General features: G+C 47.8%; 15 protein-coding genes. 10 read left to right on the top strand and 5 right to left on the bottom strand.

The window, feature by feature from the left end:
* Window positions 1–150 precede the first annotated feature (150 nt).
* The 5 genes from dapE to dapC form a co-directional block, all read right to left on the bottom strand.
* Window positions 151–1293 (bottom strand): succinyl-diaminopimelate desuccinylase, encoded by a 1143-nt coding sequence (gene dapE / locus RGU75_RS21930; RefSeq protein ID WP_322239651.1) that lies wholly within the window; start codon window positions 1291–1293, stop codon window positions 151–153.
* Between the two features lie 2 nt (window positions 1294–1295).
* Complete coding sequence (locus tag RGU75_RS21925; RefSeq protein ID WP_322239649.1) at window positions 1296–1649, bottom strand: ArsC family reductase; 354 nt, start codon at window positions 1647–1649, stop codon at window positions 1296–1298.
* Between the two features lie 127 nt (window positions 1650–1776).
* Window positions 1777–2928, bottom strand: a complete 1152-nt coding sequence (locus tag RGU75_RS21920; RefSeq protein WP_322239647.1) for a PilT/PilU family type 4a pilus ATPase — start codon at window positions 2926–2928, stop codon at window positions 1777–1779.
* Between the two features lie 306 nt (window positions 2929–3234).
* Window positions 3235–4062 (bottom strand): 2,3,4,5-tetrahydropyridine-2,6-dicarboxylate N-succinyltransferase, encoded by an 828-nt coding sequence (gene dapD / locus RGU75_RS21915; protein ID WP_322239645.1) that lies wholly within the window; start codon window positions 4060–4062, stop codon window positions 3235–3237.
* A 155-nt stretch (window positions 4063–4217) separates the two neighbouring features.
* Complete coding sequence (gene dapC, locus RGU75_RS21910; RefSeq protein ID WP_322239643.1) at window positions 4218–5429, bottom strand: succinyldiaminopimelate transaminase; 1212 nt, start codon at window positions 5427–5429, stop codon at window positions 4218–4220.
* 426 nt (window positions 5430–5855) lie between these two features.
* Between dapC and smc the strand changes: the two genes are divergently transcribed.
* The 10 genes from smc to galU all read left to right on the top strand — a co-directional run bounded on the left by smc (window position 5856) and on the right by galU (window position 23738).
* Window positions 5856–9377 carry a chromosome segregation protein SMC gene (smc, locus tag RGU75_RS21905; RefSeq protein WP_322239641.1) on the top strand — a complete coding sequence of 1174 codons (3522 nt, stop codon included), beginning with the start codon at window positions 5856–5858 and terminating at the stop codon, window positions 9375–9377.
* A gap of 636 nt (window positions 9378–10013) precedes the next feature.
* Window positions 10014–11177, top strand: a complete 1164-nt coding sequence (locus RGU75_RS21900) for a cell division protein ZipA C-terminal FtsZ-binding domain-containing protein (protein WP_322239639.1) — start codon at window positions 10014–10016, stop codon at window positions 11175–11177.
* A gap of 1365 nt (window positions 11178–12542) precedes the next feature.
* The gene (locus RGU75_RS21895) at window positions 12543–13424 is read left to right on the top strand and encodes an AraC family transcriptional regulator (RefSeq protein WP_322239636.1); all 882 of its coding nucleotides are present in this window, start codon (window positions 12543–12545) and stop codon (window positions 13422–13424) included.
* A gap of 339 nt (window positions 13425–13763) precedes the next feature.
* Window positions 13764–14651 (top strand): ABC transporter substrate-binding protein, encoded by an 888-nt coding sequence (locus RGU75_RS21890; protein WP_322239634.1) that lies wholly within the window; start codon window positions 13764–13766, stop codon window positions 14649–14651.
* Window positions 14652–14718: 67 nt separating this feature from the next.
* On the top strand, window positions 14719–16218 hold the full coding sequence (locus tag RGU75_RS21885) for a sugar ABC transporter ATP-binding protein (protein WP_322239632.1): 1500 nt from the start codon (window positions 14719–14721) through the stop codon (window positions 16216–16218).
* Window positions 16196–17191, top strand: a complete 996-nt coding sequence (locus tag RGU75_RS21880) for an ABC transporter permease (RefSeq protein ID WP_322239630.1) — start codon at window positions 16196–16198, stop codon at window positions 17189–17191. Before RGU75_RS21885 ends, RGU75_RS21880 begins: the two co-directional genes overlap by 23 nt.
* Before the next feature lie 54 nt (window positions 17192–17245).
* Window positions 17246–18373, top strand: a complete 1128-nt coding sequence (locus RGU75_RS21875; RefSeq protein ID WP_322239628.1) for an alcohol dehydrogenase catalytic domain-containing protein — start codon at window positions 17246–17248, stop codon at window positions 18371–18373.
* Window positions 18374–18393: 20 nt separating this feature from the next.
* Window positions 18394–19962 (top strand): FGGY-family carbohydrate kinase, encoded by a 1569-nt coding sequence (locus tag RGU75_RS21870; RefSeq protein ID WP_322239626.1) that lies wholly within the window; start codon window positions 18394–18396, stop codon window positions 19960–19962.
* Window positions 19963–20352: 390 nt separating this feature from the next.
* Window positions 20353–22551: an NAD-dependent DNA ligase LigA gene (gene ligA / locus RGU75_RS21865; RefSeq protein WP_322239624.1), complete on the top strand. Its 2199-nt coding sequence runs from the start codon at window positions 20353–20355 to the stop codon at window positions 22549–22551.
* A 311-nt stretch (window positions 22552–22862) separates the two neighbouring features.
* Window positions 22863–23738 (top strand): UTP--glucose-1-phosphate uridylyltransferase GalU, encoded by an 876-nt coding sequence (gene galU / locus RGU75_RS21860; RefSeq protein ID WP_322239622.1) that lies wholly within the window; start codon window positions 22863–22865, stop codon window positions 23736–23738.
* Window positions 23739–23780 lie beyond the last annotated feature (42 nt).

The following is a 23780-nucleotide window of genomic DNA, read 5'->3' as shown; positions in this document are numbered from 1 at the left end:
GATCCGATTAATCGCATACAAAACGTAAATAAAAGGCGACATCTTGAATGCCTATGTTTTGGTCGTTATTGTATTTAGCTGGGAGGAGGTGAGTTCATCGCCTTGTCGCTCTAACGACAAGGCGATTGCATACCGGATTACGGCAGCAAATTACGGCAGCAAATTTTCGAGCGTCTTACGATAGATATTTTTCAATGGATCGATAAAGCGCACTTCAATGTGTTCATCGATTTTGTGAATGCTGCCATTAGGGGGACCAAATTCGATGACTTGAGGACAGATTTGCGCAATAAAACGTCCATCAGAAGTCCCCCCAGTTGTCGATAATTCGGTTTCAATCCCGGTTTCTGCCTTGATGGCAGATGCTAAAGCCGCGCTCAATGCGCCACGTGGTGTCAAAAATGGGCGACCGCCGATAATCCACGCCAGCGAGTATTCGAGTGCATGTTTGTCTAGAATCGCTTGGACGCGCTGTTGCAGGTCTTCTACCGTACTGGCTGTTGAAAAGCGAAAATTGAAATCAATGACCATTTCGCCAGGAATGACGTTTGATGCACCGGTTCCACCGTGAATGTTTGACATTTGCCAAGAAGTTGGCAAATAGTACTCGTTAGCGTCATCCCACTTTTCCGCAGCTAACTCCGCTAGTGCTGGCATCGCCAGGTGGAGTGGATTTTTAGCCAAGTGCGGATAAGCGATGTGGCCTTGCACGCCTTTGATGATGAGCTTGCCTGACATCGTCCCGCGTCGGCCATTTTTGATCATATCGCCGAGTTCACCGCTGGAAGTCGGTTCGCCGACGATACAATAATCGAGCTGTTCACCGCGGGCTTTTAACTTTTCGCAGACCACCACGGTCCCGTCGGTGGCAGGACCTTCTTCATCACTGGTAATCAAAAAACCTATAGAGCCGGAATGATTTGGATGGGCCAGCGTAAACTCTTCGACTGCCACCACCATGGCGGCAATCGAGGTTTTCATGTCGGCGGCACCACGTCCATATAATTTGCCATCACGATGGCTGGGCAGAAAGGGGTCTGATTGCCATTGGTCACGTGGACCAGTTGGCACTACATCTGTGTGACCAGCAAACACCAGTAATGGTTGCGTGGTGCCTTTACGGGCCCAGAGATTGGTGACATCACCAGACTGAATCGTTTCGCAGACAAAGCCAAGCGGAGAAAGGAGTTCGATCAGACGGTCCTGACATCCTTTGTCCTGTGGTGTGACGGAAGATAAGGAGATCAACTCCTCTGCAAGTGCAAGGGTTTTGCTGACGACGGTATTTGACATAGTTATTGATTAAAAATCTGTTGATAAAGCGCGTCGGAAAAGCCGACGTAGGTGTTTTTGCCAGTAAATAATACCGGCCGCTTGATAACGGAAGGGAACTCCATCATCAAAGGCGTCGCACTGATACTGTCGGTAATGCTGGCGCGGCGCTGGTCAGATAGATTGCGCCAGATTGTGCCTTTGCGATTCACCAGCACGTCCCAGGGGATATCGGCGAGCCATGTGTTGATCAGGGCGACGCTGACGCCATCTTTTTTAAAATTATGAAACGTGTAGGCGATCTCTTGATCTTCAAGCCAGGTGCGGGCTTTTTTAACTGTGTCGCAATTCGGGATGCCATAAAGGGTAATTGCCATGCGAGGTTACATTCTTTTGAGTGATATGGACGATGAGTATAAATCGAAGCAACGTGCGCTTTAGCTGCGCACGGAGCTGGCTATAAGGCGATATATATCGGCTCCGCTGCTAAACCTTTAAAGATTGCTATAAATCAAGCGTAAACTCAGTGTAGGTCGGGCCTTCGCCTTTATCTGGAGAAGGTGGTACGGTGTTTGTTTTTTTGGACGCAGCGCCATTGTCACTGGCGTTGCTGATGAGCCAGTATAAATTGCTAGGGGAATCGGCTTGAGAAAGTGCTTCTTCTTGCGTAATGATACCTTCTTCGATCAATCGCATCAGTGCTTGCTCAAAGGTCTGTGAGCCTGGCGCCATACTTTTTTCCATGGCATCTTTAATCTGACCGATTTTTCCATCTTCCATTAGCTCAGATATATGCCTGGTGTTGAGCATAATCTCAACCGCTGGCGTACGTTTATCGTCTGTTGTGTTGACCAGCCGTTGCGACACGATGGCAGTTAATGTTGATGCCAGATCTTCAAGCAAGGTTGCACGATTTTCCAGAGGGAAAAAGCCGATCATCCGATTTAAAGCGCGGTAACTATTATTTGCATGCAACGTTGACACCACCAAGTGGCCTGATTGGGCATAGGCAAGTGCCGCTGACATCGTTTCTCTGTCGCGGATTTCTCCGATCAAAATACAATCGGGGGCCTGCCGTAAAGCGTTTTTGAGTGCAACGTCGAGATTGTCGGTATCAATTCCGAGCTCACGTTGATTGACGATCGAGCGCTCATTCTTGAATAAAAATTCAATCGGATCTTCGAGCGTCAGAATGTGACCGGCCTGGGTTTTATTGCGATAGTCCAGCATTGATGCAATTGTCGTCGATTTGCCTGAGCCGCAGGCACCAACGACAAGGAGCAAACCGCGTTTGCGGTTGATTAGTTCCATCAGAACGGGGGGTAAGCCAAGACTTTCAAACGCCGGAATGTCGAATGGAACATAACGAATAACTGCGGAGATATTGCCGCGTTGCTTGAATACCGACAGTCGGAAACTACCGATTCCGCTGATGTGTAAACCCATATTCAGTTCTTTATCGCGTTCCAGCTCTTGCAACCGCGCGACCGGCACAACTTCGTTCAATAGCAGAAGAATGGTTGCCTTATCCATTTTTTGCTGATTGATCGGTACCAACTGACCTTTAATCTTAAGGTGGATTGCCGAGTTGATGGTCAGGAACATATCCGATGCTTCTTTTTCCTGCATCAGACGGAACAAGCGATCCATTGCCATAAGGGTTCCTCAAAAAATAGGTGTCAGGACTTACGCAAAATCGCCCCAGCGGCTTTGTGCGTTCCTAGCCAAAGTCGCTACTGTCTGCATCGACAGAGTTGGCAAGCCCGTTGCTGGGACAATTTTGAGTAAGTCCTAAACAAGTCACTTTAGTTTCAATTTTGCTTTATGGCGTTCGGTCTGGATTGAATAATCACGAAATAAGCAAAAAATATCAACAAAACTAAGTGGTAAATTTATATTTAAAATAAGAAACGGAACCAGTGCACACGTTGGTTCCGAGGCTTATTTATTTTGCGTTACTTATTAAGCGTCGCGTAGTAGTTCGTTAATAGCTGTTTTTGCACGTGTTTTTGCATCCACACGTTTAACGATAACAGCGCAATACAGACTGTATTTGCCATCGGCGGATGGCAGGTTGCCAGAAACGACGACTGAGCCCGACGGAATGCGGCCGTAAGTTACTTCGCCCGTTGCGCGGTCATAAATTTTGGTTGATTGACCGATATAGACGCCCATCGAAATGACTGAGTTTTCTTCAACTACGACGCCTTCGACGATTTCCGATCGCGCACCGATGAAGCAATTGTCTTCAATAATGGTCGGATTGGCTTGCATAGGCTCCAGAACACCACCAATACCAACGCCGCCGGACAGGTGGACGTTTTTACCAATTTGGGCGCAAGAGCCAACCGTTGCCCAAGCATCAACCATCGTGCCTTCGTCGACATATGCGCCGATGTTGACAAAAGAAGGCATCAGAACGACGTTTTTGCCGATGAAGCTACCGTGACGTGCGACCGCCGGTGGCACCACGCGGAAACCGCCTTTGGCGAAATCATCCGCTGTGTAGTTCGCAAATTTGGTCGGAACCTTGTCATAGAATTGCATATTTTCACCTGCAGGCATCGGCATGTTGTCTTCCAGGCGGAATGACAACAGCACGGCCTTTTTGATCCACTGATTAACAATCCAGTTGCCGTCGATTTTTTCAGCGACGCGCAAGGTACCTTGATTTAACTCGGCGATCACTTTGGCGACCGCTGCGCGCAGGTCGGAAGGGGCCGTTTTAGGTGAGAATTCAGTGCGCTGTTCCCAGGCTTGGTCAATAAATTGTTCTAGAGATTGAGTCATGATTTTGTCAGTTAAAAGTTAAAAAAATGTTATTAAACACGATGTGTGTGAAAAGCGCTCAGACGCCGCGGGTGACTATTGACTACTACTATTGATGATTGTACTTATTAGTCGTTATCGACAGTCACTACCAGTGGTGAACAAATTTGGTACGTTTATTGGTTTTGTAAACCGTGAACGAATTTAACAATGCGATGTGCCGCCTCAAGGCATTCGTCGACTTCTGCGACCAGTGCCATTCGAATACGCTGTTGACCTGGATTGATGCCATGTGCATCACGGGCAAGATAGCTTCCCGGTAAGACCGTGACATTATATTCGGCATACAGGCACTTGGCGAAGTCGACATCTGAAAGCGTAGTGCATTTATCGACTTTAGCCCATAAGTAAAATCCCGCGTCAGGGAGCGATACGTCCAATACCTCTTGCAACAATGGTGTCACTTGCTGAAATTTGGTGATGTATTTTGCACGATTTTCTGCAACATGGGTTTCGTCGTTCCAGGCTGCTATTGATGCTGATTGCACCGAAGGGCTCATCGCAGCACCGTGATAGGTGCGATAGAGCAAAAACTTTTTCAAAATAGAAGCGTCACCAGCGACAAAGCCCGAGCGCATGCCCGGTACATTGGAGCGTTTGGATAAGCTGGAGAACGTGATCAGGCGCGGGTAGCCATCGCGTCCTAAACGATGTGCTGCTTCCAGGCTGCCGAGTGGCGCTTCCGGTTTGAAATATATTTCTGAGTAACACTCGTCGGCGGCGATGATAAATCCATAACGATCTGAGAGCGCAAACAGTTCTTTCCAGTCGTCCAGAGTCAGTACCGCACCTGTTGGATTACCCGGCGAACACAAATAAAGGAGTTTAACGCGCGCCCAGACATTTTCCGGCACGTTGCTGTAATCCGGCGCAAAGTTGCGATTTGCGTCTGAATTAACAAAATACGGTTGCGCGCCCGACAAATACGCTGCGCCTTCGTAAATTTGATAAAACGGATTGGGGCACATGACCAATGCATCACGATCAGAGGGGTCCACTACGGTTTGTGCCAAGGCGAACAAGGCTTCTCGAGAGCCGCTAACTGGGAGGATTTGCGTAGTAGCGTTGAGCGCGGGCAAGTTATAGCGGCGTTCTAACCATCCTGCGATTGATTTCCGTAGGGCTTCGCTTCCGGCTGTGCTCGGATAACTGGCGAGACCGTCCAGATTGTCTGCTAGCGCTTGCCGTATAAAAGCTGGCGTCGGATGCTTAGGCTCACCGATCCCGAGGCTGATCGGTTTATAGGCTGTATTTGGGGTGACGTCGGAAAAGAGCATCCGCAGTTTTTCAAATGGATAAGGCTGCAACTGGTCTAGTAGTGGATTCACGGAGATTTTAAATGGCAGAAAAAGGATTCGTAAGGCAAAAAAGCGTATTTCGCATTATATACAGAAGTAAATACACAGAACTAAATACACAGAGGCAAATAAGCGGGGGTAGTGTGTGGAGTACTGCTTATAAACTTGAAGAAATATTTTCTTTGGTGCAATCTTGAGCGTACTTTGTTCCTTAATGGCTATTAAATAAAATGATTTAAGGCGGTGTGGAAGACACGTTTTTACTACGTTAGAGTCACCCTCCAACTATTGCCTCTTTACGATTGTATGGGTTATCACTATTTTTGACCTTTTCCGCGTCAACGGAGGTCACGTCGAATGTTATGATGCTGATCCTTTGCGAGATTTTTCTCGCTTTTATGCATTTTGAATGCGGCGGCGCTGTATTCGCCGACTTTGATAAGAATAGTCAATAACGTGCGTCTAACTTCCATTAAATTAGCGGGATTCAAGTCTTTCGTTGATCCAACCAATTTTCAGGTTCCTGGCCAACTGGTCGGTGTAGTCGGTCCGAATGGTTGCGGAAAATCCAATATTATTGATGCCGTGCGCTGGGTTTTGGGTGAATCCAAAGCTTCCGAGTTGCGCGGTGAGTCGATGCAGGACGTCATTTTTAATGGCTCGTCACATCGTAAGCCTGCGGGTCGCTCGTCTGTGGAGCTCGTTTTTGATAACGGGATGGGCAAAGCCAGCGGACAATGGGGCCAATATGCTGAAATTGCGGTTAAGCGTACGCTGACGCGCGACGGAACGTCTACTTATTACATCAATAATCAATCAGTTCGACGTCGCGATATCCAGGATATTTTCATGGGTACGGGTTTGGGACCACGCGCCTACGCGATTATTGGACAAGGGATGATTTCCCGCATTATTGAAGCGCGGCCTGAAGAATTACGGATTTTCCTGGAAGAAGCCGCGGGCGTGTCTAAATATAAGGAGCGCCGCCGTGAAACTGAAAATCGGCTGAACGACACCCGCGACAATCTTTTGCGCGTGGAAGATATTCTGCGGGAGTTGAACAGTAACCTCGAAAAATTAGAGGCGCAAGCGGCTGTTGCGCATAAATTCCATGCATTGCAAGGTGATCAGGAAGAAAAACAAAAATTGTTGTGGTTATTGCGCAAGAACGAAGCCAAAGCCGAGCAAGAAAAATTTTTCCGCGAGATCGAAAAAGCGCAGACAGATTTAGAAGAGCAAACTGCCAAATTGCGGCATGTTGAAACAGAACTTGAGCATATGCGGCAATCGCACTATGCAGCGGGTGACCGCATGCATCAGGCGCAGGGCCATTTGTATCAGACCAATTCTGAAATCGGCAGTCTGGAAGCGCAAATCAAATTTGTTATCGAATCGCGCAATCGCCTTCAGTCGCAACTCAATTCATTGACCGCGCAGCGCGACCAATGGCAACGCCAAAGCACGCAGCACCAGGATGATTTGTCGGAAGCAGAGATTCACCTTGAAGAGTTGGCCGCCCGCGTAGAGCAATCGCAAGTTACCGCGCAACAGCATAGTGATCACGTGCCGGCACTGGAACAATTATGGCGTGAGGCGCAACTCAAAACTACAGAGTCACGCGCCAAAATCATGCAATTCCAGCAGCAAATCGAGCTGGAATCAACGCATCAGCGTAACGCCTCGAATATTTTGAATGGCCTGACCGGTCGCCGCGAGCGCTTGTCGCAGGAAAAAAGTGGACTGAACTTGCCAGACACCACGCATTTGACCAACCTCAAAATGCAGCTCGAAGAAAAGCAGGCTGGGCTGGAAGAGGTCAGCATGCAGCTGGAAGAGGCGCAAGAGCAACAACCGCGTCTTGAAGAAGAGCGGCGCACCGCACAGCAGCAGGTGAATACCGAAACTGCAAACAATGCGCAATTAGAAGCCCGTCTGACGGCTCTAAAGCAATTGCAGGAAAGCGTGCAGAGTCAGGGCAAGGTGCAGCCATGGTTGCAAAAGCATGAGCTTGCCGAGTTGCCACGTCTATGGCAAAAGCTGCACATCGATCAAGGCTGGGAAACTGCACTCGAATCGGTTTTGCGCGAGCGTACATCTGCCCTGGAAATGTCGAATCTGGACTGGGCCAAAGGCTTTTTTAACGATGCGCCTCCAGGGAAACTCGCATTATTCACGCCTAGCGGGATAGCATCAGAAAGCAGCGTCCCCGTTCCAGCCGGTTTTAAGCCCTTCCTGAATTTGATGCAGCTCAACGATCCGGGCTTGCGCGCATTAATGCAAGATTGGTTGCACAACGTATTTGTGGCAGACGACACCGTAACGGCGTTTGCCGAACGTAGCAAATTGCCGGTAGGCGCTTGTTTTGTGACCCGCCAAGGGCACGTGATTAGTAAAACCAGCGTGCGGTTCTATGCTTCCGATTCGGAGCAGGACGGAATGTTGGCGCGCCAGCAAGAGATTGAAAACATCACCAAACAATTGCGGGCGCAGCAAATGCTGGCCGACGAAGCGCGCTCGCGCTCGGTACGCGCTGAGGCGGCGTTAACGCAAGCGACGCAACGTCTACAAGAGTTGCGCCTTCGTCATAACGCTCTCACGCAAGCGGTGCATAGCTTGCAGATTGACGTGATGAAACTCTCCGAATTGCAAGAACGATTCAATCAGCGCAGTTCACAAATCGCGACCGATCTGGCCGAAATTGCCGCTCAGGAAAACGAGCAACAGCAAATTAAGATGGAATCTGAGGCGAAGTTTGAACAACTCGATGCTGAGTTGGGCGAGTTGCAGGAAAAGCATGAGGATGGCCAAACCGACTATCTTAATAAAGAGCAACAACTCAACGATGCCCGCCAACGCCTGCGCGAACTGGAACGCAGCGCGCAGGAAACTGAATACGCTGAAAAGTCACATCGCAACAAAATCGAAGAATTAAAGCGCAGTATTTCTACTGCACTGGAACAAGCGGCGCAGTTGTTTGCGAATATGCAGCAAGGCCATCTGGAGTTAGAGAGTCTGGACGATCAGGCCGCGCAAACCGGTTTGCAAGACTTGCTGGACAAGCGCACGGATCAGGAACGTGCCTTGGCCGATGCACGGCACGAGTTGGATCAGGTATCGCAAAACTTGCGGCAGCACGAAGACACGCGGACACAGGCGGAACGCAGCTTGCAACCACAGCGGGACCGCATTATGGAAGTACAGTTGAAGGAACAGGCTGCACGTTTGAGCCAAGAGCAATATGCACAGCAACTGGTCGAGTTTGGCGCAGATGAAGTCGCATTGAGCGAAAAGTTGCATGACGATTTGCGTCCGTCTTATTTGCAAGGTGAAGTCACCCGGCTGACGAATGCGATAGCTGGATTGGGTGCCGTTAATCTGGCGGCCTTGGATGAGTTGGCGCAGGCTTCCGAGCGTAAGAATTTTCTCGATGCGCAAAATGCTGACCTGACCGAAGCGATCAACACACTACAAGATGCGATTCACAAGATCGATATTGAAACACGTGAATTGTTGCAGGATACGTTTGATCGGGTAAATGGCCACTTTGCTGAACTGTTCCCGATCTTGTTTGGCGGCGGCCAGGCTAAGCTGATTATGACCGGCGACGAGATTCTTGATTCCGGCGTACAAGTGATGGCACAACCGCCGGGCAAGAAGAACGCCACGATCCATCTGTTGTCGGGCGGTGAAAAAGCGCTGACAGCGACAGCGCTGGTGTTCTCAATGTTCCAACTGAATCCGGCACCATTTTGTTTACTAGACGAAGTTGATGCGCCGTTGGATGACGCCAATACTGAGCGCTTCTGCAATATGGTGAAGCGCATGTCTGAACATACGCAGTTTTTGTTCATCTCTCATAACAAAATTGCGATGGAGATGGCGAATCAATTGATTGGCGTAACGATGCAAGAACAGGGCGTTTCGCGCATTGTGGCGGTGGATATGGAGTCCGCCAGAAGCTTTGCGACTGTAGCTTGATGATGAATGGAAATGTTGTCTTTCATTTGTTATCGCGTGATTATGCCGTCATTATGAAGAATACCGAAATGATGACTTTTTGGGAACACTAGCTGAATTCTTGTGTCCGACAAAGGCTTTTTGGGGATTGGTCATGTCACTTCGGCTGTATAACCGACTTAATCCGCGGTAATTAAGAAAGTTAATGAAATATATTCAATAACAGTAGGCGTTATTCTTACATTTATTGATAATGATGGATTGGTAGATGCATTGGTAGATGCACTATTGCAAAATTCGAATTCATTGTGAAAATTAGGTTTATGAAGACAAAATCGGTTGGCTGAAGATGATGATCAATGGCAGACGATTTATTTCTTATCGCCTCTTTTTAGGTTTAATTTCGAATTGTTTGCTTCATCTGGACCACTTCGATAACAATTTGGTCGCCCGTTGCTAACCACTTATTACTTATTTACTATTAACTTATTCGTTAGTTTATGCTGCCACTGAATTTACCGCAGACTTATTGCCGCCTGGGATCACTGTCCAGACTGCGGGCAGTGGACATGACTAGCTCCCTATTTCAACCGTTATTTGCGCGTACTCCGGCACCGTTGTATTTGCCAGTATGTTCGCTTTCGAGGCCTTAGTAGCATGACCGATCTACAAACCAGTCTGTTCGTCATAGGCGGTGTCATTATTGTTGGCGTCGTCTCTTATAATAAATGGCAAGAATATAAGGCCAAGAAAAGTGTTGAACGGGCATTCTCCACGTCACATGACGACGTCTTGATGACACCGCCAGCGGCTCCGTCTGAGCGATCAGAGCGACATGAGCCCGTATTGTTTACTCCAGAAGCCACACCCGACGGATCGGTGCCATACGATATTCCACAAGATAATATTGAATTGACTGCAGAGCAATTGGCAATTGAACCGCAGGGCCAAATGACCGCGCCGTCTGCAGCGGAAGAAGTCGCAGGATTGGAGGCGGTGATGGTAAAGACCGTTGCTCCCCCGCAAATTGAATTACCTGTCGATGGCTTGATTGATTGCGTGATTCCACTTTCGTTGGAAGCCCCGGTGCGCGGCGATAAGATTTTGCCAGTCCTCCAAAATTTGCGCTATGTCGGCAACAAACCAGTTAATTATATAGGTGAAGATAGTCATGGCGAATGGGAGCCGATTGCACATGGCGGCATCTACAAATCGTTGATGGCTGGTGTACAGATGGCGAATCGTAGTAACCCATTGAACGAGATTGAATATTCTGAATTGGTAATAAGTTTACGTCAGATATGCGACGATCTTGGAGCTGAACCGGACATTCCTGATATGACCGAAGTGATGCAAGGCGCACGCGCATTACATCAATTCGTGATTGAACATGATGCTCAGTTGGGTGTGAATATTCAGTCCAAAGGGGCGCCTTGGGCAGTAACGACGCTGATGTCGGCTTTGACCCGACAAGGCTTTGATGCCCGCCCGGAAGGTCGTCTGATTATGTCGGATGGCGATGGCGGGGTGTTGTTCTCGCTGTCGATAAATGCCAGCGCAACCAGCGAAACAACGGCGCGTCTGACACTTTTACTCGACGTTCCACGCGTTTCTCAGTCACGCGATGGTTATGGTGCGATGGTCGCCTGCGCTCGCTCGCTCGCATCGCGTTTAAGCGGTGTGGTGGTGGATGACAGTAATCAGCCACTGGCAGACATGCAATTATCAGAAATCGCTGGTCAGGTGGATGCGTTCTATCTCGACATGGACGGTGCCGAAATTCCAGCAGGTTCCACGCGCGCTTTGCGTTTGTTTAGTTAATTTTTCTGCCGTAAGTTTTTGTCGTGACTTCAGCTATTCGATATCGAATTTGAAATATCTACTAGCTAGATTTAAATAGTTGCAGTTGCGCTTCAACATATGGATACATAATCGTACCGCCTTAGTATTACTCTGGGTGACCGACGGATGTAGCCGGGTGGTGCGGTTGGGTAGTATATATGTCCCGGCGCTTGCAACATGAGACTGACGCATCCGTCGGCATCTCTTCTTGCGCCATCTTTAGCTATTCGTACCTTGTACTCGGAAAATCAGATTAGAAATTTACTGTCGAATTTCACCCATCAATTCTGCCGAGGTAACCGCTGATATTCCTTCATCAAAGTAGCCGATAGCCACGCCTGCATTCCATTTTTCAATCGCCGCTTTTAGTCCGTGATGATCGATGAAATGCTAGCCTTCGTCATGTTTTTCGATGTGACGCCACAACTCCTCCGCCATCGCTCCTGCGATAAATATACACAACCTTCTTGCGCAGATGCGTCCAATCTCACCTATATTTTTGGTGTTTATTATTGTTCATATCCTGCTTTGCTGGTCACGCTCAGACTATGCAGATTTGTCATTCACGATTACTTTATTTCTTAATGTGTCGGTCTCTTTTGGCCTGGATTATATGTATCCAACATGAGTTTAAAAAATCTGATCATTCGTTTGATAGATTTGATGATGTGAACACAAGTTAAGAAAAATCTTAAGATGCGTCCTATATCGGTTCACAACCTCGTATTTATAGTTGCATCGTAAGTGTACTTTTCCGAATTACGCTTACACATATCCGGTCCAAAAAAAGAGGCAAAAAAAATCGTGCCACGTCACATCCTTTTTTCATAAATCTTAACGTCTACAGAGGTGATGAAGCAGTATTTAGCGCTAATCATTAGAGGTCATTGTCTACAGATTACTTGCTTATTCGATCCCGATTTAGGGCAAAAAATATGCCTTAATAATTTTTCAAAACAAATTTTTTTAATCTTTAGTGATTCGCTAGAACTACGGACTTCAAAAGTGAAGGGTCAAATAATCGCAAAAAAGTATCGTGGCATGCACTTTTTTTGGTAGTCCCTCAAAGATTGAGCATCTAGACTAAGTCACATAAACCATAACGACGTGATCTGTTTCGACCGCGGGATTTGCACTTCCTTTTGCACATCCCGTATGTCGCACGACTATCAGCGCAGTGCAACCAGCGGGGACAAAATAATGACAGCTTTTCTTTTTGAATTATCCATAGTCCAATTATGGATAAAAATAAAACTCGTTAAAAAATCAAAAACGTGTGTTTGCCAGATGCCCTATGAATCAGGCGTCAGAGGTCTGATATGCTGATTAGCGTTGGGTGCTGATATGGTGCCAGATATTGAAGTTGTGCATCTTGGCGGTAATGAGTCGTTTCGTGCTTGGTCGCATGGTTATCCTTACAAGACTGTCCGCTGGCATCGCCATCCCGAGTACGAAATTCATCTCGTGACTGCCACAACGGGAAAATTTTTTGTCGGCGATTATATTGGCACCTTCGTTCCGGGAAACCTGGTAATGATAGGGCCTAATCTTGCACATAACTGGGTCAGTGAATTACCTGGCATCGAGACGGTGAAACAACGTTGTCTTGTGCTGCAATTTCCGAGTGCGTTGGCCTTGAATATAATCAAAATTTTTCCAGAACTGCGGTATCTCAGAAGATTATTAAAAGAATCGCATAGCGGCTTATTATTCGAGCCAGAAACTGGCTTGTTAGCGCAGCCATTGATGCAGGAATTAACTGAGGCACATGGTTTTCGACGGGTACAGCTATTTCTAACTTTAATAGAACTACTGTCGCGCGATGCCGGTCGCAAGCGGCTAGCGAGTTCAGAATACATATCCGAGCCGGACGTCTTTGCGACATCGAAGATAGATCTCGCCTTAAGGTATATCAGTAAAAATTTTTCAAATGAACTGCATGAGCCTGATCTCGCCGCCCTGACAGGCCAGAGCGTTAGCGCCTTCTCACGTGCTTTTCACAAACATACTGGAATGACTTTCGTTAGTTACATCAACCATCTACGCATCAAGAGTTCTTGTGAGTTACTGACGAATGGGCGACTGAGCATCACCGATATCTGCTTCAAAGTTGGATTCAATAATGTGTCGAATTTTAATCGACAGTTTTTGCTCCAAAAAGGGATGTCACCATCTAAATTTCGTGCATATGACGAGATAAAAATTTCAAATTACAACAAAGCTTGAAGAGGTGGGTGCGGGTGAATTAATTGAGTGACCGGGGGTAAATAACGTTCATCTTTCTTTCTTTTCTCTTCTTTTTTAGTAAGAGTTATGTGAGGTCAGAGATGCGTCCTGGGACGTTAGTGAAAGTGTTTTTCAACTTTTAGGAGGGTGCATTTTTATGAATTTTATCTTAAACATATGCGACAGGAAGGGCTGCAATTGCTCTACCAGTAAAGTCATGATTTCCTGGTTATCGGGAAGTTTTTTATAAACCAGAATTTCATGCCGTTTCATTGGCATCATTTAAATAAAAAAACAGAGGAGATCGTTATGATTTGCAAAAAAAATTTAGCGCTATGCATGACAGTAATACTTTGTGCAATAACCTTTTCACCATCAACTTCAGCTGCACCGTTAAAAATCGGGATGTCTTTTCAAGAATTAAATAATCCGTATTTCGTCACCATGAAGCAAGGATTGATGGATGCTGCGGCCAGCATTGGCGCCACGGTGATAGTGACCGATGCCCGACATGATGTCTCCAAGCAAATTAGTGATGTCGAGGATATGATTCAGAAGAAGGTCGATATCTTGTTGATTAACCCAACCGATTCGGTAGGTATTCAATCAGCCGTTAAGTCTGCACACGCCGCGGGGGTGGTGACGGTAGCGGTGGATGCGCATGCGGACGGTCCGGTGGATTCTTTTGTCGGGTCCAAAAATTTCGATGCCGGTCAGATGGCCTGCACTTATCTTGCCAAGAGTCTTAATGGCAGTGGAGATGTGGCGATTCTTGATGGGATTCCTGTGGTCCCGATTCTTGATCGGGTGCGAGGTTGTAAGGCGGCATTGTCAAAGTTTGCCGGAATTAAGATTGTTACCATCCAGAACGGTAAGCAGGAGCGGGATCAGGCGCTGACCGTCACTGAAAACATCCTGCAAGCAAATCACGCACTAAAAGGTATGTTTAGCGTTAATGACACTGGGTCGATGGGCGCGCTATCGGCCATTGAAGCTAGTGGCAAAGATGTCAAGCTGGTGAGCGTGGACGGTGCACCAGAAGCGATTGCGGCAATCCAAAAAAATAACTCCCGATTTATTGCAACCGCAGCGCAATATCCACGCGACCAGATACGGCTGGCCCTCGCGATTGCATTAGCAAAAAAATGGGGAGCAAACGTGCCGCCCACTGTGCCGGTTGACGTCAAGTTGGTGGATAAGGCCGCTGCTAACACATTCCGTTGGTAGTCGTCGCACTCTCACGACGTCATGGTGAGAGTGCGCTCTGATTTTTGATCGATTGTGCGAGGCGACAATGAACACGATTTTGAAATTGGAAAATGTTTCAAAAAGTTTTCCTGGTGTGAAGGCGTTGTCCGATATTAATTTGTCTGTTAATAAGGGAGAAATTCATGCCCTATTGGGCGAAAACGGCGCCGGCAAGTCAACTTTGATGAAAGTCCTCAGTGGGATTTATCGTCCTGATAATGGTCAAATTTTTGTGAATGGCAATCTACAAAATTTTTATAGTTATAACGATGCAATCCGTGCTGGCATCGCCATTATTTTTCAGGAATTCAGCTTGGTGCCGTATCTGAATGCCGTGGAGAATATTTTTTTGGGGCGCGAGCTGACGAACGGGTTTGGTTTGCTATCAAAGGCAAGCATGCGTCAAAAGGCGCAGCAGATATTTAATAAGCTGAAAATTAATATCAACCTTTCTGTCGGTATTAGCAAACTCAGTATCGCCCAACAGCAGTTCGTCGAGATAGCTAAAGCATTGGCATTAAACGCCAAAATTCTTATTTTGGACGAACCCACAGCGACGCTCACACCCATGGAAGCAGAGCATCTTTTTAGCGTTATGCGTGATCTTAAAGAAGATGGCGTGGCGATGATTTTTATCTCGCATCACATGGACGAAATATTTGAAGTGTGTGATCGGATCACTGTTTTACGCGATGGAAAATACGTGGGGATGGTCGATACGTTAGCTTCCAATGTCGATAGTTTGGTGGAGATGATGGTAGGCCGGAAACTAGAAAGTAACTTCCCGCCCAAGCCAGTACATCGGTATTCTGAACGCGTGGTGCTGGAGGCAACGGACGTACGCATCGATAAGGATGGGCCGAGTAATAGCTTCACCCTTTACGAAGGTGAAATTCTCGGTTTTGCGGGTCTGGTCGGTTCGGGTCGCACCGAACTGGCGCGTGCGGTCATCGGTGCCGATCCCACCGCGCATAAGACGGTGTACGTGAATGGTGTGTTAGCTGCCTTGCGCGACCCTGCCGAGGCTCTGGAAAGTGGTATCGGTCTTTTGCCTGAGAGTAGAAAATCCGAAGGCCTGATTATCGATTTCAGTATTAAAGACAATATATCTATCAACAATTTAGGCAAATACGTGGGTCAGGGTTGTTTGATCGATAGGACTGCTGAGCGCTGCGCGAGCCAGTTAATGATCGACAAAGTCGGTGTTAAAACATCCAGTTTGAACGCTTTGGTATCAACCTTGAGCGGAGGTAACCAGCAGAAGGTGGTCATCGCTCGCTGGCTTAATCATCATTGCAAGATTCTTATTTTTGATGAGCCGACACGCGGCATTGACGTTGGGGCAAAGGCCGAAATTTATAGTCTGATGCGGGAGTTAACGCTACACGGCTATTCGATCATCATGATTTCTTCAGAGTTACCAGAAATAATCGGTATGTGTAATCGAGTGGCGGTATTCAAACAAGGATCAATCGTCAAAGTGCTAGCGGCGGATTCTATCAATTCGAGTGAGGTAATGCGCAATGCAACCACCGGTAAACATTAATGCACGTCATTTTTCAGAAAAACCTGCGTATTCATTTACAGGGCTACTGGAACAACTAAAAAAATCTCCTGCCTTTTTTCCGTTTGTAGGGCTGCTTCTCGTTTGTCTGGTTGTGACCGCCACGACTGACGACTTTCTGTCTGCTGCTAATCTTGTCAATATCGCGCGGCAAGTTTCTATTAACGCGATCATAGCGGTCGGCATGACGTGCGTGATTTTAAGCGGTGGTATCGATTTGTCTGTCGGGGCTGTTATGGCGCTTACCGGAACGATCACTGCTGGTCTTATGGTGGCAGGCATACCGGCAGTGTTTGCTATCCTCATCGGACTGGTGGCGGGGATTCTGTTTGGAATGGCAAATGGCTTTTTTGTCGCCTATGCCAAGATGCCGCCGATTATTGTTACTCTCGCCACGATGGGCATTGCCCGTGGACTGGCGTTGATTTATACCGGTGGCTATCCGATTGGCGGCTTACCTGACTGGTTTGAATTTTTCGGTCGGGGCAGTGTCGCCGGCATCCAGACGCCCATTTTGATCATGTTAATGGTGTTCGTTATTGCCTATATCGTACTTGACCACACGCCGATTGGTCGCTACATCTACGCGATCGGTGGCAATGAGGAGGCCACGCGGTTAAGTGGTGTGCGTGTTCCTCGTTACAAACTTATGGTCTACGCGATTAGTGGCTTTACTGCGGCAATTGCCGGATTGGTGCTGACATCGCGACTAATGAGCGGTCAGCCTAACGCGGGCGTCTCGTTCGAACTTGATGCGATTGCGGCAGTCGTAATGGGAGGAACCGCAATCAATGGCGGCCGCGGATCCATTCTCGGCACGTTGGTTGGCGCATTGATGCTCGGCGTACTCAACAATGGCCTGAATATGATGGGAGTATCTCCTTACCTCCAGAATATTATAAAGGGCGTCATTATTCTGCTCGCTATTTACATTAGTCGCAGCGCAAGCAAATAAGCCTGATTGTCCTCTGTGGGCAATCATACAGTTAACTATTTTATGGAATTAATCATGGGGGAAACTAAAATTCAAGCTGAATCAGAAAAAGTGACATTCTTTAAAAATACTATGCAAGCAGTGGTCTGCCACGGGCCGAAGGATTACCGACTGCAAAAAATCAGGCGACCGATTGCCGGCTACAAAGAGCTGGTGATCAAGATTGCAGCCTGTGGTATTTGCGCCAGTGACTGCAAGTGCCACTCTGGCGCAGCCATGTTCTGGGGTGGTGAGGGACAGCCATCGTGGGTTAAGCCCCCCGTCGTTCCTGGCCATGAGTTTTTCGGTTACGTAGTTGCAGCGGGGGAGGGCGGGGAGGAACATTTTGGTGTTAGGATCGGCGACCGTATTATTGCCGAACAGATTGTGCCTTGCGAGAAATGCCGATACTGTAAATCAGGAAAATATTGGATGTGCGAAGTGCACAATATTTTCGGCTTCCAGCGTGATGTCGCAGACGGTGGAATGGCAGATTACATGCGTATTCCACCGACTGCGATCGTGCATCAGATTCCAGACAGTCTGTCGTTGGAAGATGCGGCTTTGATTGAGCCGATGGCATGCGCTATTCATACTATCAATCGTGCAGACATTCAGTTTGATGATGTAGTCGTCATTGCTGGCGCCGGTCCACTCGGTTTGATGATGGTACAGGTTGCACGTTTAAAAACGCCTAAAAAATTGGTGGTCATTGATTTAGTTCCCGAACGCTTGAATGCGGCGCTGCAAATGGGCGCGGATATGGTTATTAACCCGTCTGACGATGATGCAAAGGTGATTATTGATTCGCTTACCGATAGCTATGGTTGTGACGTGTATATTGAAACGACAGGCGTGCCGGCCGGTGTCACTCAGGGTCTTGAGCTAATTCGAAAATTGGGCCGTTTTGTAGAATTTAGTGTGTTCGGGAAGGAAACGAGCGCTGACTGGTCAATTATCGGCGACCGTAAAGAGCTTGATATCCGTGGCGCGCATCTGGGACCGTATTGTTATCCGGTTGCCATTGATTTGTTTGACCGAGGTCTGGTCACTTCCGAAGGTATAGTTACACACACTTTTTCACTGGATGAGTGGGAAAAAGCATTCGCTCTTGCTAATTCGCTTGATTCGATCAAAGTGCTGCTCAAACCAACGTCTACCTAAGGCATCGCATGGATTACCGCATGGATTACGTTATTGGCGTCGATATAGGTACTCAAAGTACCAAGGCATTGCTGGTTGATAGCGCTGGTCGGATTATTGCTCAGCACGCCAAGGGCTATCAACTGGATACGCCAAAACCGCTTTGGGCCGAGCAATGGCCTTCGGTCTGGTGCGAGGCGGTCATGGAGTGCATCAAGCAGGTAGTAGAAAAAAGTGGGTTACCCGCTGAACAGATCAAAGCGGTCTGCGTCAGTAGTTTATACGGCGGTGCGGGCATCCCGGTTGATGCGTGGATGAAACCACTGCATCCGTGTCTTATCTGGATGGATCGACGCGCCAATGAAGAAGTTAAGTGGATTAAGGAAACAATCGATCAGGAGCGACTATTCGATATCACTGGCAATTCGGTTGATAGTTACTATGGCTTTACCAAGATGCTGTGGATAAAGAATAATCGCCCGGATGTGTGGCAACGGACGCATTTGTTTCTTCCGCCAAATAGCTATGTTAACTACTTGCTATGTGGAGAAGTGGCGATTGATCATAGTTCGGCTGGGAACATTGGCGGTATCTATGATGTGCGAGCACGCGCCTGGTCGAAAGAACTGCTGGCTGAATTCGGTATTCCTCTTGCAATGATGCCGCCGCGTCTGGTCGATTCCAGCGATGTGGTGGGTGGATTGCGGTCTGAACTGGCTGCGTGTCTTGGGCTTGCCGCCGGCACACCAGTTGTGGCGGGCGGTGTTGACGCAGCTGTTGCGACCTTTGCAGCGGGCGTGACTCGGGCAGGAAATCATGTGGCCATGATCGGCACCAGTATGTGTTGGGGCTATATTAATCAGCAAGTCGATGCGCGTCACGGCCTGATTAGCATGCCGCACGTCCACAACAGCCAAAAAGATCTTTATATCTTTGGTGGTGCAATTACGGCTGGCGCTTCCGTAAGTTGGTTTCGGGATACATTTTGTCAGACGGAGATTGAGGCGGCAAAGTATGTGGAGGCTGGCGATGTCCATCAAATTCTGGAAGAAAAGACGAAACAGATTCCTGCGGGATCGGACGGAATCCTATTTTTGCCTTACTTGATGGGAGAGCGCAGCCCAATCTGGGATGCAAAGGCCAGTGGTGCTTTCGTCGGTCTAAGCCTGTTTCATACACGAGCACATCTTTATCGGGCCGTATTGGAGGGCGTCAGTTTCGCCCTCAAACATAATATTGAGGCAGGTGCAAAAGGAGCACAGTCTCTCGATGCCAAACTGATTGTGGTCGGCGGCGCTGCGCATTCAGATTTATGGATGCAAATCATTGCCGACGTTACTGGTTATCCCGTCTACACCATTGAACAGAATGTAGAAGCTGCTTTGGGAGCGGCGCTGCTTGCGGCTGTTGGTGTTGGATTGGTGGATAACCAAACGGCGGAAAAAGGTTGGGTGACGCTGGTTTCCCGAACTATACCTAATCCAACGGATAGTCAGATTTATCGCAAGGCATATGCGCTTTATGTTGACCTTTATCCCGCATTGAAACCGATAATGCACAGACTTCAGAGCGATTATGCGGGCGGGTTTGACGGGGACACGTGCGTATAAGGTGAAACTAAAATACTTGAATCTGCGGTAAGCAAAGAAATCAGCAGATTCTCATGTGCGCCCAAAAAAATCGTGGGACCGTTAGTTGCACCAGTAGTGCATAAAAAGCCCAATCCCAGCTGCACTTGAATGCAATAATCAAAAACTACAAAAAATAATAATAAGAAATCCTACTCTTCATCTTTCCGTTATTAGCGCCTCTGCACTATCAAGGTCATGTTGCGTAAGATCGACACCAACGTCATAGTTGGCCACGTCCCTAGTTATCTCGTATTGCAAAAGCTTTTTGTTGCGCTCGCCTGTATACTTAAAGGTATTAGAAATAGAGCAACGGCCATAACAAAGTATGCAATATTTAATACAGGATTTCTGGCGCTCGGGACGGACACAATGACAAAATTAGCACAAAATCGTACGTTAAGTCGTACTTCAAACTTTGATACACCGGTGCAGCAGTTGGAAGCACAGGAAGCTGCGTCTGAGCTTACCGAGCTCGCGGATCTGCTTGCTCATCACGATAATCTCTATCATGCAGAAGATGCGCCGGAAGTAAGTGACGCTGAATATGACGCGTTGCGGCAGCGTAATAACGCCATTGAAGCCCGCTTTCCCGAGTTGATACGCTCTGATAGTCCGTCGCAAAAAGTAGGGGCTGAGCCAGCTAAAGGATTTAAGAAAGTCATCCATCGTGTACCGATGTTGTCGTTGGATAATGCCTTTGTCGAAGACGATATACAAGGCTGGCTCGACGGAGTTCGAAATTTTCTCCGCGAACTCAAAGACTCAGACGTTATCGTTGAGATCGATTGTGAGCCAAAGATTGATGGTTTGTCTTGTTCATTACGTTACGAGAACGGAATACTGGTTTCTGGGGCCACGCGGGGAAGTGGTGGCGTGGGCGAAGATATTACCGCCAACGTCAAGACCATTAGCGATATACCAAAGAAGTTACATGGTGATGGTTGGCCTGCAATTTTGGAGGTCCGCGGCGAAGTCTACATGACCGATGATGGTTTCCTAAAACTTAACGCTGAACAAGAAGTGGTCGGTGGAAAAATCTTTGCGAATCCACGCAATGCCGCCGCCGGGAGTATGCGTCAGCTAGACGCAAGCATCGCCGCCAAGCGACCGCTGCGTTTCTACGCCTACACTTGGGGTGAAATTTCAGAAGCTTTCGCTGGCACGCAATGGGAAGCGCGCGCCAAGTTTAAAACCTGGGGCTTTGCGCTGAACGAACCAAGCCGTCTGGTGGAGGTGACTGAAACCTCACTGAGTGCGCTTGTCACTTACTATGAAGATATTGAACGCAAGCGCTCATCGCTTGGATTTTCAATTGACGGGATTGTTCTCAAGGTTAATCGCCTTGATTGGCAAAACAGGCTTGGTTTCGTCAGCAGATCGCCACGATGGGCAACTGCTTGGAAATTTGCTCCGGAACGTGCGCAAACGGTAATCAATGCAATTGAGTGCCAGGTTGGGCGCTCAGGAAAAATCACACCAGTTGCCCATTTGGCACCCATTAGTGTTGGTGGCGTCCTCGTGCAGAGAGCAACCTTGCATAACGCAGATGAGATTCAACGTAAAGATGTACGTGTCGGTGATACGGTGATTATTCAACGCGCGGGTGATGTAATTCCCCAGATCATTGGCGTGGTGCAAGACGCACGTCCCGAAAGCAGCATTCCCTATATTTTTCCGACGCATTGCCCTGTGTGCGATAGCCTGGTGGTGAGAGAGGACGGTGATGCAGGGAGTTTTTGCACTGGTGGATTAGTGTGTGCCGCGCAAGTAATTGAGCGTTTGAAGCACTTCGCATCTCGGGATGCATTTGATATCGAGGGCTTGGGCGAGAAGAATATTGCACTTTTTTATGAACGAGGGCTGATTAAAACGCCAGTTGATATCTTCACTTTGGAAGATCGGGATGGCAAGAGCGACAAAGATGGCCGCTCGCTACCGCCGCTACGTTTGTGGGAAGGTTGGGGTGATACATCTGCGGCGAAATTGTTTGCTGCAATCCAGCGCGCTAAAGTCATTTCTCTGGATCGATTTATATACGGCTTGGGAATACATCAGGTGGGACAGGCCACCGCTCGCCTGCTTGCTAAACATTATTTGTCACTGGATGAGTGGCGCAAATCTATGGATGCTGCGCAAAATCCCGATTCGGAAGCCTACGCCAACTTACTCTCAATCAATGGGTTGGGAGAAAGTATGGTGAATGACATCCTTGGTTTTATTGCTGAACCGCATAACAGTGAGGTGCTTGACGCGCTGACCGGCAATCAAGCATCCGCAGAGCCACTTGTTACTGTTATAGATTTCGAGCGCCCTTCCGCGCTTTCTGCCGTTTCTGGAAAAACAGTTGTTTTTACAGGAAATCTGGACACGATGAGTCGTAACGAAGCGAAAGCCCAAGCAGAAGCATTGGGCGCCAATGTCGCAGGATCGGTATCTAAAAAAACCGACTTTGTAATTGTCGGTGCAAGCGCGGGTTCAAAAGAAAAGAAAGCGCGTGAACTTAATCTGACGATACTGACCGAGGTGCAATGGCTGGAACTAATTAACATTCAAACTCCTCTTTTTTAATGTTATACAGACAATAATTGACGCATAATCAAGGCACTGGGCTACAGTCTTTGATCAATGGGATAGATTGTTTTGCGAACCTCCCGGCGAAAACCAAGTCAAATTCTTAGTTAAATAGAAATTTATTCTGAAAAGCAATCCTAGCTGAACGCGTTCAGAGGAGCTGGACACTAGCGAGAATGGCCAGTTTCGTCGTCAAGGGTTTAAGGCACGCTGATACAGGGCAAGCTTTGTCCAAGCTTAGTAACGCGGAAGACTTCATCGAACAGCCTCCGCATAAATTGATTTACGCACTCTTTTAGAAAGCGATCATGACAAAAATTAGAAAAGCAGTATTCCCGGTAGCCGGGTTGGGTAGCCGTTTTTTGCCAGCCACCAAAGCGCAGCCGAAAGAAATGCTTCCGATTGTCGATAAACCTTTAATTCAGTACGCTGTTGAGGAGGCTGTCGCTGCGGGTATTACTGATATGGTATTTATTACCGGTCGGAACAAACGAGCGATTGAAGATCACTTCGATACCGTGTATGAACTTGAAAGTGAATTGGAAGCAGCCGGAAAAATCAGGCTGCTGGATCTGGTGCGTAATGTTATTCCTAAGCACGTAAATTGTATTTTTATCCGTCAATCGGCACCGTTGGGTCTTGGGCACGCGGTACTGTGCGCACGCCCTGTCATTGGTGATGAACCGTTTGCGGTATTGTTGGCAGATGACTTTATGGATGTCGACGCGGGCCAGCGCTCGGTATTAGCGCAAATGACCGACGTGTTTGAGCAAGAGGGTAGTAGCGTATTGGCAGTGCAGGATGTGCCGCGCGCGGACACTAAACAATACGGGATCGTCAGTATTGACTCTTTTAAACCAAATTTGGAACGCGTAAATAGTATCGTTGAAAAGCCACTTCCTGCGGATGCACCGTCTACATTGGCGGTCGTCGGAAGATACGTACTGACGAATGGTATTTTCGACTGTCTGGAAGCGACGGGTAAGGGCGCTGGCGGTGAAATTCAATTAACCGATGGTATTGCGGCATTGATGGAAAAAGAAAAGGTATTAGCATACCGCTACGCTGGTCAGCGCTACGATTGTGGTTCGAAATTAGGCTATCTGAAAGCAACGTTGGCAATGGGCCTCAAGCACCATGAAACCGGTCCTGAGTTCGCTGAATATCTGAAACAATTTCAGTAAATTTCCTTCGGCACCTTCTAAACCCTGAAGTATTGCGCCTGT

The organism is Glaciimonas sp. CA11.2 (genome assembly GCF_034314045.1).
In the GTDB taxonomy this organism is placed as follows: Bacteria; Pseudomonadota; Gammaproteobacteria; order Burkholderiales; family Burkholderiaceae_D; genus Glaciimonas.
The sequence above is the reverse complement of the archived record's forward strand: the minus strand, read 5'-3'. Positions and strand labels throughout refer to the sequence as shown.